Below are 10,291 nucleotides of genomic sequence, written 5' to 3'. Positions count from 1 at the left end.
TTAGCGAGACCCCGTCTGGACCGAGCACCGCAGGTTGCCCGTAGCGCAGCGAAGGGACGCAGCAACCAGGGTCGCCTTTTCTTTTGCTTACTTTTCTTTTGGCGAAGCAAAAGAAAAGTGAGTAGCCGCCGGGCTACCCCCGGCCAGCACAACTCAGCAAAAAGCCCCCCCTAAGCACAACCCAGAAAAAAGTTGAATCCACTAACCCCCACCCACCCGTACTCCATACCACCAGCCCCCTCAACCACACCCCACCCCATGAAAACCATCCCCCTACTCGCAGGCCTCCTCCTGAGCATGGCTGCCCAAGCCGACACAGGAAAACTCCTCCTGACCGGCGGCGTCAGCACCATAGAAGGCCCGGCCGGCGGCGGCCTGACGCCCTGGGCCGTGATCGGCAGCAACGCCACGGCGGACGAGATCGGTGGCTCGGCCTACCTGACCCATGTCGGCACCCGCGACTATGGCCTGAACATCTACGGCGCGGCGGCCGGCATCCATGACCGCTACGAGCTGTCCATCGCGCGTCAGGACTTCAACACGCGGGACACCGGGGTGGCGCTGGGCCTGCCGGGGCTGCACCTGAAGCAGACCATCGTGGGCGCCAAGCTTCGCGTGCTGGGTGATGCGGTGCTCGACAGCGACACGCTGGTGCCGCAAGTGGCTGTCGGCGTGCAGTACAAGAAGCTGGGCTCGACCGGGCTGGACGGCACGCTGGCCGCGCTGGGCGCCAAACGTTCGGGTGTTGACGTGTACGTGAGCGCCACCAAACTTTTCCTGGGCCAGGGCCTGCTGGTCAACGCCACGCTGCGCGCCACCAAAGCCAACCAGAACGGCCTGCTGGGCTATGGCGCGACGCTGGGCGGTGATGAAAACCGCTACAGCCTGCAGCCGGAGTTTTCGGTCGCCTACCTGGTCAGCAAGAACATTGCCGTGGGCGCCGAGTACCGCTTCATGCGCAACAAGCTGGAAGGCGCCGGCCGTGCCGCGGGCCTGGGCAACGGCCTGCGCTCGGAAGACTGGAAGGACATCTTCATCGCCTGGGCGCCGACGAAAAACCTCTCGCTGACGCTGGCTTATGTGGACCTGGGCGTGATCGTGCCCGCGACCACGGCCAGCCGCAAGCAGTCCGGTTACTACCTCTCGGCCCAGGTCGCTTTCTGAGCCTCGCCAATCATTCAAGGAGCATCATCATGAAAAAAACACTGATCTGCCTGGCGTTTGCCGCGGGCAACGCGTTCGCCCAAACCGCGCCCCCGCAAAACGACCAGCTCTACAAAGCCTTCGGCGAAAAGCCCGGCCTGGTCGCGCTGATGGACGACTTCATGGTCCGCCTGTTGGCCGATCCGCGCACCGGGCCGCACTTCGGGCCGTCCAACCAGCAACGCGTGAAGGAGCAGTTGGTGGAGCAGCTCTGCGCCCTGAGCGGCGGCCCCTGCGTCTACAAGGGCGCCGACATGAAAAGCGCGCATGCCAACCTGGAGATCAAAAAATCCGACTTCCATGCGCTGGTCGAAGTGCTGCAGCAAAGCATGGACGCCAAGGGCATCCCGTTTCGCAAGCAGAACGAAATGCTGGCGCTGCTGGCACCCATGAACCGCGACATCATCACGCCATCGGAAAGCGGGGCCAAGCCATGAAGGCCGCCACGCGGGGCATGGCCCTTTCCGCACTGCTGGCCTTCAGCGCGGCGGCGCAGGCCGGCAAGCTCGTGGTCTCGGTGCTCGACAAGGACGGCAAGCCGGTGCAAGACGCGGTGGTGGTGGTCACACCGGCCGGCAAGGGTGCTCTCCCTAAAAACCCGCTGCCCGCGCAAGCCACCATTTACCAGGAAAAGATGCAGTTCGTCCCGGCGGTGACGGTGGTGCCCGTGGGGGCCAGGGTTCAGTTCATCAACAACGACGCCTGGGACCACCATGTGCGCAGCTCGCCCGCGGGCATGGGCCAATTCAGCGCGACGAACGCGGGCTTTGAAATGCGGCTCGAAGGCAAGGCCGAGGGCAAGCCCGCGAAGTCCAGCGAGGTAACGCTGGACAAAGCCGGGGTGCTGGGCGCGACCCTGCTGGGCTGCTTTATCCACGGCTCCATGCGCGGCTACCTCTATGCCAGCGAATCACCCTGGGCCGCGAAAACCAGCTTCGAAGGCATCGCGACCTTTGAAGACCTGCCCGAGGGCACGGCCCAGGTGAAGGTCTGGCAGGCCGAGCAGCTGATAGACATCGCGCCGCAACAGGTAACGGTGGGCACGGTGCTGGCCAAAAACGTCATGCAGCTCACGGTGGTGCCGCGGCGGCGCAGGCCCTGACAAGGATCGCTAGCTTCGGCTGTCGTCTTTCCGGGAATCCACCTCCAGCGGCGCCAGGTCGGATGAATAAACCCGGTCGCCGATCTGCAGCGCCCGACCCTTCTCCCAGGCGGCCTCAAAGGCCGCGAGTTCTTCCAGCGTGGCGCGCTCATGGCGCCGCACAGGCGGCCGCGAATCGCCCGCGTCCTGGCCCGCGGGCAGGGGGACCGGCCGGCTGGCCGAGAAGCCTTGGATCTGTTCATTGACCTGCCAGTACACGCCGCTGACCAGCAGGTCGTAACGCGTGGCGGCATTTTTGGCGATGGCCGCCCCCACCTCGGCCAGCCGGGCGGGCCCGCCCTCCCGGTTGTCCAGGAAGTCGGTGGAAAGGTCCACCAGCACGAAGTATTGGTGGCCTCGCTTGTCGTTGCGCACCACGCGGAACTTGTAGCTGGCCGACAGGATGCCGTGGGCCTGCATGGTGACCTTGATGGCCTCGAACAGCATCTCGCGTCGGAACGCCATGCGCTCGTCCAGGTTCATCTTGACCGGCCCCGTTTCAGGACCCGTGGCGTCGTGCTTGGGGCTCTTGCTGGCGCTGAAAAGGTTCTTGAGCACGGACATCTCGGGCCTCACTTTTTCAAGTGTTTTTGGCGGTGAAAAACACGTAGTCGGCGGTATAGCCTTCCTTGACGCGTTTGCCGGCGTCGGCTTGCGTGGCGCAGCCTCGGGCCGGCGCATTGCCACCTTCGGTGTTCAGGCGCTGCACACTGGTGACCGGCGCCATCTTGCCTGGTGTGCCGGCGGATTTTGCCGTCAGCAGCAGCAAGGGGATGTCGCCGGGACGCTCGCCGTCGGCGCGCGCTTTGACCGTGCCCACGGTCTTGCTGCCGTCTAGCGCGGTCCAGTTGGGGCCGGCGCCATGCGTGCCGACTTTTTCGTCTTTCTGGTTGAAGAGGTCCGCCTCGGGCGCAACAAACACCCAGGCCCAGCCACCCTTGTCGGAGGCGCGGCATTCGTAAATCTGCGAACCCACCGCGTGCCAGGTGAAGGCCGCGCGTTCACCATCGGCCGGCTTGAGCGCGGCGGGCACCGGCTTGCCTGTGTCCATTTGCGCGGCTGGGCCGCCGGCGCAGGCGCTCAACAGCAGGCCGGCACACAAGGCGGCGGCGGCAAGGCCGGTGTGAAACCTGGGTGGGGTGGCGGTTGCAATCGGTGTCATGGCGATCTCCTGAGAGGGAGCCCTGCAAATATTGACAGGTCCCCGGGTTAAATGAAAGTAAAAAAGAAAGTAAAAAAGCCCCAACTCCCAGTGCTGGAGGGCTGTGGGCCGGCGCGGCGGCCCGCCCACCAGGGACAAACGACGGCAAGCACCAATTGGATGCAGTTTTTTTTGAAAAAATGCCATTGCCGGAGATGTTTTGCCGCCTGGGCCTAACTCCCTATACTCAGCCGCATGAAACTGGCCTCCGACATGGACACCCGCAGCCTGCAAGCCCTGATCGCCGGCGCGGCGCAAGGCGACCATGGCTGCTTCGCCCAAGTTTATGAACGCACCCATACGCATCTGTTTGGCGTCGCCGTTCGTATATTGGGACAAGGACAGGCGGCCGAAGATGTGCTGCAAGAGGCGTATGTGAGCATCTGGAAAAGCGCAGCCGGCTACCGCAGCGAGGTGGACGGCCAAACCATTCAACCCATGACGTGGCTGATCGCCATCGTCCGCAACAAGGCGCTGGACGCCTTTCGGGCACGCGCGCGCCGCAAGGAAAGCGAGTTGCCCGAATCGGGCGACGTGGACGAAGAAGACAGCGAAAGCACGATGGCACCCGCCCCCAGCGCCATGCAGCTGTTGGAGCAGGCCACCGAGGCCCTGCATATAGCAGGCTGCATGAACGCGCTGGAAGGCAGCCACCGGCAAAGCCTGGCGCTGGCCTATTACCAGGGCCTGTCGCACAGCGAGGTGGCCGCCCAGATGGGCGCGCCGCTGGGGTCGGTGAAAGCCTGGATACGGCGCGGCCTGGAGAAACTCAAGGGCTGCCTGGCCGCGCAAGGAGTGGTGGCATGAGCGCCGCCGGACCGCTCCAAGGCGCGAAGGCCCCCTCGGGGGGCAGCGCAGCGGCTTTGCCGCAAGCGTGTGGGCTGTCATGAGATACACCCACCCTGAATTGCTCGAGCACCTGGCCTCCGCCTATGTGCTGGGCACATTGGCCGGCGGCGCACGGCGGCGCTTTGAACGACTGCAGCGCGACCGCGCCGATGTGCGTGTGCGTGTCACCCAATGGGAGGCGCGCCTGGGCCAGCTGGCGATGTCTGTGCCGGCGCAGCAGCCTTCACCCCGGGTGTGGGCCGCGATCGCGGCGCGCACGCAGCCCGCCGGCACGCGGCATGCGCAGGGCAAAGCCGGTTGGCTGGGCTGGCTCAAGCCGGCGGGCTTTGGTTTTGGCGGCCTGGCCGCGGGCGTGATCGCGGCCAGCGCGTTCTTTGTCGCCATGCCCACCCTGTTCATGTCCAGCGACCAGCTCGCGATGCGCTCGGGCGAAAAGCTGCCGCAAAGCTATGTGGGCCTGCTCACCGACGCCCAGGGCAACGGCAAGCTGCTGGTCAGTTCGCTGCGCCACGGCAAGACCATGACGGTCAAGGTCATAGGCCCGATCACGCCGCCCGCCAGCGGAAAGCTGGTGCTGTGGGCCGTGCCGGCCAACGGCCCGGCGTTTTCGCTGGGCACCGTGCCGACCAGCGGCTCGGCGGTCTCCATGCTGCCCGACACCTCGGAAAAACTGCTGTCCAAGGTAGGCAAGCTGGTCGTCACGCTGGAAACCGAGGCCAACCCGGCCAAACCCGGCGAGACCGTGGTCTTCAGCGGCAATTGCGCCAAGCTGTGGTGAACAGGCCGGCGCGCGCAGTGGCGGTTTTCTTCACGGTCCTGCTGCTGGCCTACCTGGCCATTTGCGCGGCGCTGTTTGTGTACCAGCGTTCGCTGCTCTACTTCCCGCAGCCCCGCCTGGAAGGCAGCCCGGCGTCCACGCTGCACCTCAAGGTTAGCGACGCGGATCTCGTGCTCACCGCCCGGCAGGCGACAGGGCCCAAGGCCCTTGTTTACTTCGGCGGCAATGCCGAAGACGTTTCGGCCAACCTGCCGTCTTTCGCGCAAGCCTTCCCGGATCACGCCATCTACCTGCTTCACTACCGGGGTTATGGCGGCAGCAGCGGTAGCCCCACCGAGGCGGCGCTGCAAAGCGATGCCCTGGCCTTGTTCGACCACGTCAGCAAGACGCATGCGGACGTCACCGTAGTCGGCAGAAGCCTGGGCTCTGGTGTAGCTGTCTGGGTCGCCAGCCAGCGGCCGGTGTCGCGCCTGATCCTGGTGACGCCCTACAACAGCATCCAGGAACTGGCCGCGCAGCGCTTTCCCTGGTTTCCCATCTCCTGGCTGCTGGTCGACAAGTTTGAATCCTGGAAGTACGCGCCCAAGGTCACGGCGCCCACGCTGCTGATTTCCGCTGAACACGACGAGGTCATCCCGGCGGCCAGCACCGGGCAGTTGCATGCGCGCTTCAACAAAGGCACGGCCGCGCTCAAGATGTTGCCGGGAACCTCGCACAACACGATCTCGCAGCATCCGCAGTACCTCGTGCTGTTTCAATCGATGCTGTGACCCTCGGCATCCCCTGGCAGGCATGGATCACACCGCATTCACGACCCAGGGCTTTGCGCTTGTTCCCCAGGTGCTGGGCGGTGCCGAATGCGAGTCGGTCGCTTCCCGGCTTGCGGGTGTTTCGCCGGACTCAGCCGGAACACGCGGCCTGCTGTCGCAAGCCTGGTGCCAGGCGCTTGCGGCATCGCTGCATCGGCACCCCTTGCTGGCGCCGCTGGTTCCGGCTGACTTCGTGGCCGTGCAGTGCACCTTCTTCGAGAAGTCGGCATCACGCAACTGGCTGGTGCCGGTGCACCAGGACATGAGCATCCCGGTGGCAGCCCGCGTGGAACACGCCGGCCTGGGCGGTTGGTCGGAGAAGGAAGGCGTCCTGTACGTCCAGCCGCCGATCGAGCTGCTAGAGCAACTGGTGGCCGTGCGTTTGCACATCGATGCCTGCGGCGCCGAGGACGGCCCCCTGCGGGTCATCCCTGGTTCCCACCTGCAGGGCAGGATGGAAGCGCAAGCCGCCGCGGCGGCCCGCCAGGTCCAGGCCGAAGCCGTCTGCACGGCGGAGCAGGGAAGCGTGATGGCCATGCGACCGCTGCTGCTGCACGCCTCCTCCAAATCCACGGGAAACAGCCGGCGAAGGGTGTTGCACTTCCTGTTCGGGCCGCGCACACTGCCTTTCGGCCTTCAATGGCCGCAAGCGGCCTGAGCCCTTACAAATAAATACGAGTTCGGCTGCATCCAATTCTCCAGTCATGCCGTTTGTATAAGGTGCTGATTCGCAGCGCATCCAACTTAGTCAGTAAGCAAGCAACATTCAAGGAGCCCGACATGAACGCTTTTTCCATCCGTAACTTCATCGCCCTGCCCGTCATCGCCCTGGCTTTGGCCGGCGCGGCCATCGCGGCCGACATACAGACCACGCCGGTGCAGAACGCGCAGATCGACGACTTCGCCGCCGGCAAGAAAGCCATTGACGCGAAGAACTGGTCCGAGGCCGTGAGCAGTTTCAACAAGGTCGTGGCCAAGAACCCGAAGAATGCCGACGCCTACAACTACCTCGGTTATTCGAACCGCTGGTTGGGCAAGTACGACGAGGCCTTTGCCGCTTACGGCAAGGCCCTGGCGCTGGACCCCAATCACAAGGGCGCGCTGGAATATTCGGGCATCGCCTACCTGAAAACCAACCAGAAAGCCCAGGCCGACGCCCAGCTCGCCAAGCTGCAGGCCATCTGCGCCGGCTGCGAAGAAACCCGTGATCTGGCCAAGGCTGTTGCGGAATACAAGCCGGCTGCCAAGTAACAAGCGCTCAAACACCCTCCTGGCATCGTCGTGCTGCCGGGAGGGTTGTGAGTTGCTGGAGATGCGCGGCTTTCGATGATCCGAAAGAGACAAAACAATGACAAATGCTGATCGCCTCAAATACCTGCGCGTCGCCCTGACGCTGACAGGCCTCATCTTTACTTTTGCCTTTTGGCCGCTCACCATCGTCTGGCCTTCGGGCTGGGCCTGGCATACGGAGGGCCGTTCGCACTACCTTGAGATGATGATAGGCCTGTACGCAACGCTGGGTGTCTTCCTTTTGCTGGCGGCCCGCAACCCGCTGCTGCACCGCAGCCTCATCTGGTTCACCGTCTGGTCCAGCGTCGTGCACGGCGGGATCATGGCGGTGCAGTCCTTCAGCGGCCACCACACCATGGGCCATCTTTGGGGTGACGTGCCGGCGCTGTTTGTGGTGGCAGCCGTGCTGGGCTTGTTGATGCCTCGCGAAACCTGAACCGGAAGAACCCCATGACACACCCCACTTCGCGAACGCTGGCATCCGCCCTGCTCTTGCTCGCCGGCCTGGCCTTTTCCGCCTGGGCCGGCGCCGCCAACCTCTCGGTGCTGGTGCTCGACAAGGAAGGCAAGCCGGCGCCCGATGCGGTCGTGGTGGTCGTGCCCTCGGCCAGTACCGGTGCAGCCCCAACCCCGCTGCCCAGCCAGGTCACGATTTACCAGGAAAAGATGCGCTTTGTACCGGCCGTCAGCGTGGTGGCCGTGGGCGCGAAGGCCCAGTTCGTCAACAACGACCCGTGGGAACACCACGTGCGCGGCTCGGCCGCCGGCGCGGCACAGTTCAATGCCGCGGCGGGCGAAGGCTTTGAGCTGCGCCTGGACGGCAAGCCCGAAGGCAAACCGGCCAGAACGGCCGATGCCACGTTCACCAAGGCCGGCGCCGTGCTGCTGGGCTGCCACATCCACGGCTCCATGCGCGGCCACGTGTATGTGAGCGAATCACCCTGGGCCATTCTGACGAATGCCGAAGGCGTGGCGCAGATCACGCAGCTTCCCGAAGGCGTCGCGCAGATCAAGGTCTGGCATGCCGACCAGTTGATAGACATCGCGCCGCAGGCTTACACCGTGACCGCTTCGCCGGGGAAACTTACGCTGCAATTGAGCGTCGTGCCGCGCCGCCGGCGGATCTAAGGGAAGAAAGGCGACACGCCGCCGCAGCCATGACGACACATGCCTGACATGTCCGGCGGTTAAAAACCGCAGACACCCATCATCAGGATACGTTTTCATGCTGCATGCCAATCGCCGCGGTTTTGTCATGGGCCTCGTGGCCACCGCCTCTCTCACCGCGGCCAATACCCAGGCCCAAACCCAGACCACCGCCCGGAGTCTTCCGCCCCTGCCGGCGGGCAGTGCGCAAGCCATGGCCACCGATCGCGGCTACTGGGCTGCCGTCAGGTCGCTCTACACCGTGACGCCCAAAACGGTGAACCTGGAAAACGGCTACTGGGGCATCATGGCCGACCCGGTGCGCAGCGAGTACCAGGCCAAGACCGACATGGTGAACCGCGAGAATTCCTACTATGCGCGTTCGCAGTTCGACGGCGATGCGACCGAAGCCCGCAAGCTGCTGGCCGCCGCCGTGGGCGCCGCTCCGGGGGAGATCGCCTTCACGCGCGGCGCCACCGAAGCCCTGCAGCTGCTGATAGGCGGCTACAACAAACTCAGCGCGGGCGACAGCGTGCTGTTTTGCGACCTCGACTACGACTCCATGCAGTACGCGATGAACTGGCTCAAGGACAGGCGCGGCGTGAACGTGGTCAAGTTCAGCATCCCCGAGCCCGCCACGCGCGAAGCCGTGCTGCAAACCTACCGGGAAGCCCTGGCCAACAACCCCAAGGCCAAACTGCTGCTGCTCACGCACGTCAGCCACCGCACGGGGCTGGTAATGCCCGTGGCCGAGATCGCCGCGATGGCCAGGGCCCGCGGCGTGGACGTGGTGCTGGACGCCGCGCACTCCTGGGGCCAGATCGACTTCAAGGTGCAAGATCTCGGCGTGGACTTCGTCGGCTTCAACCTGCACAAGTGGATAGGCGCACCCGTCGGCCTGGGTTTTATGTACGTCGCCAAAGGGCGGCTGCCCGATATAGACCGCGCGATGGCCGACGAGGACTGGCCGGCCGACGACATCCGCTCGCGCGTGCACAGCGGCACCTCCAATTTCGCGGCCCTGCTGACCCTGCCGAGGGCGCTGGCCCTGCATGCGGAAATCGGCCCCAAGGCCAAGGAGCTTCGCCTTCGCTACCTGCGCGACTACTGGGTCGGCCGCGCCCGCGAACTCAAGGGCGTCGACATCCTGACGCCGGACCAGCCCGGCATGGCCGCGGGCATCACCTCTTTCCGCCTGGCCGGCAGGACAAAGCCGGACGACTACAAGGCGCTGGTGGCGCAGCTGCGCGACAGCTATGGCGTGCTGACGGTGCGCCGCACCGGCGTGGCCAAAGGCCCCTGCATACGTGTCTCCCCGGCGCTCTACACCACCGAGGCCGACCTGGACCGGCTGGTCTCGGCCCTGAAAACCCTGGCCGCGGCCTGAGGCGCGGTGGCCGGGGCGGCCCGGCCTGTCACGAGGGCTTGCAAAAAAAAGCGTTTGGCGTCGACCCTGACGGCTTGCGGCCGTTGACAGAAGCTTTCACGAAACTTACATTGAAGCTTCCGCACGGAGGCTTTATGTCCGATCCCTCTGATCCTTCCAACGCACCCACACCTACCCGGTCGCCCTACTGGCACCACATCACGCTGGCCCAGTTCCAGCGCCTGAAGGACTGGCGCGAGGTACAGCGAGCGGCGCACCCCCTCGAATGCCAGCTCTGGGAAGCGGTGCTGACAATCTGGCTCATGGGCTGGACGGGCTGGCTGCCGGCTTATACCTTTGACGCGGCCTGGGCCTACCCGCTGTGCGCGCTGGGCGTCCTGGCGCCGCGGCTGTATGTCTATGCAAGAGCGCGGGCGCACCTGGCGCGGCGTCTCAGGTGTGACTGGCTGGACTTGGTCGCCTGACCCGGTCTGACTTAGAGTGGGGG

The 10,291-nt window shown here is 65.0% G+C and carries 14 protein-coding genes; 12 read left to right on the top strand and 2 right to left on the bottom strand.

Translation table 11 applies throughout. The features are described 5' to 3' along the window. The first annotated feature begins 258 nt into the window (after window positions 1-258). The 3 genes from AC1D1F_RS23515 to AC1D1F_RS23505 are packed head-to-tail and all read left to right on the top strand — an operon-like array spanning window position 259 to window position 2,305. Window positions 259-1,164 (top strand): DUF3034 family protein, encoded by a 906-nt coding sequence (locus tag AC1D1F_RS23515; RefSeq protein WP_477696264.1) that lies wholly within the window; start codon window positions 259-261, stop codon window positions 1,162-1,164. Window positions 1,165-1,193: 29 nt separating this feature from the next. Further along, complete coding sequence (locus AC1D1F_RS23510) at window positions 1,194-1,640, top strand: group I truncated hemoglobin (protein ID WP_477677227.1); 447 nt, start codon at window positions 1,194-1,196, stop codon at window positions 1,638-1,640. Between the two features lie 17 nt (window positions 1,641-1,657). Further along, a complete protein-coding gene (locus tag AC1D1F_RS23505) occupies window positions 1,658-2,305 on the top strand; it encodes a cupredoxin domain-containing protein (RefSeq protein ID WP_477677226.1) in 648 nt (215 codons plus the stop codon). A gap of 9 nt (window positions 2,306-2,314) precedes the next feature. Here AC1D1F_RS23505 and AC1D1F_RS23500 read toward each other — a convergent pair whose 3' ends face one another. After that, entirely contained in the window at window positions 2,315-2,908 is a 594-nt protein-coding gene (locus AC1D1F_RS23500; protein ID WP_477652755.1) for a hypothetical protein, read from the bottom strand. 16 nt (window positions 2,909-2,924) lie between these two features. Next, window positions 2,925-3,506, bottom strand: coding sequence for a DUF3455 domain-containing protein (locus AC1D1F_RS23495; protein WP_477677225.1), 582 nt, complete (start codon window positions 3,504-3,506; stop codon window positions 2,925-2,927). Between the two features lie 234 nt (window positions 3,507-3,740). On the opposite strand from AC1D1F_RS23495, the gene AC1D1F_RS23490 reads away from it, so the two are divergent. The 9 genes from AC1D1F_RS23490 (at window position 3,741) to AC1D1F_RS23450 (ending at window position 10,268) form a co-directional block, all read left to right on the top strand. Beyond that, window positions 3,741-4,352, top strand: coding sequence for an RNA polymerase sigma factor (locus tag AC1D1F_RS23490; RefSeq protein WP_477677224.1), 612 nt, complete (start codon window positions 3,741-3,743; stop codon window positions 4,350-4,352). A 79-nt stretch (window positions 4,353-4,431) separates the two neighbouring features. Then, complete coding sequence (locus tag AC1D1F_RS23485) at window positions 4,432-5,172, top strand: anti-sigma factor (RefSeq protein ID WP_477677223.1); 741 nt, start codon at window positions 4,432-4,434, stop codon at window positions 5,170-5,172. A 17-nt stretch (window positions 5,173-5,189) separates the two neighbouring features. After that, window positions 5,190-5,942, top strand: coding sequence for an alpha/beta hydrolase (locus tag AC1D1F_RS23480; RefSeq protein ID WP_477677222.1), 753 nt, complete (start codon window positions 5,190-5,192; stop codon window positions 5,940-5,942). A 22-nt stretch (window positions 5,943-5,964) separates the two neighbouring features. Next, entirely contained in the window at window positions 5,965-6,639 is a 675-nt protein-coding gene (locus tag AC1D1F_RS23475) for a phytanoyl-CoA dioxygenase family protein (protein ID WP_477677221.1), read from the top strand. Between the two features lie 122 nt (window positions 6,640-6,761). Next, entirely contained in the window at window positions 6,762-7,232 is a 471-nt protein-coding gene (locus tag AC1D1F_RS23470) for a tetratricopeptide repeat protein (protein ID WP_477677220.1), read from the top strand. 97 nt (window positions 7,233-7,329) lie between these two features. Next, entirely contained in the window at window positions 7,330-7,707 is a 378-nt protein-coding gene (locus AC1D1F_RS23465) for a DUF6632 domain-containing protein (RefSeq protein ID WP_477677219.1), read from the top strand. A 14-nt stretch (window positions 7,708-7,721) separates the two neighbouring features. Beyond that, window positions 7,722-8,399, top strand: a complete 678-nt coding sequence (locus AC1D1F_RS23460) for a cupredoxin domain-containing protein (protein ID WP_477677218.1) — start codon at window positions 7,722-7,724, stop codon at window positions 8,397-8,399. Between the two features lie 97 nt (window positions 8,400-8,496). Then, the gene (locus AC1D1F_RS23455) at window positions 8,497-9,804 is read left to right on the top strand and encodes an aminotransferase class V-fold PLP-dependent enzyme (RefSeq protein WP_477677217.1); all 1,308 of its coding nucleotides are present in this window, start codon (window positions 8,497-8,499) and stop codon (window positions 9,802-9,804) included. Window positions 9,805-9,938: 134 nt separating this feature from the next. After that, on the top strand, window positions 9,939-10,268 hold the full coding sequence (locus tag AC1D1F_RS23450; RefSeq protein ID WP_477677216.1) for a hypothetical protein: 330 nt from the start codon (window positions 9,939-9,941) through the stop codon (window positions 10,266-10,268). Window positions 10,269-10,291: the final 23 nt, after the last annotated feature.

This window comes from Polaromonas sp. P1_H6, assembly GCF_056405195.1.
Note: the sequence above shows the minus strand (reverse complement) of the source record. Positions and strands in the feature narration are given on the sequence as shown.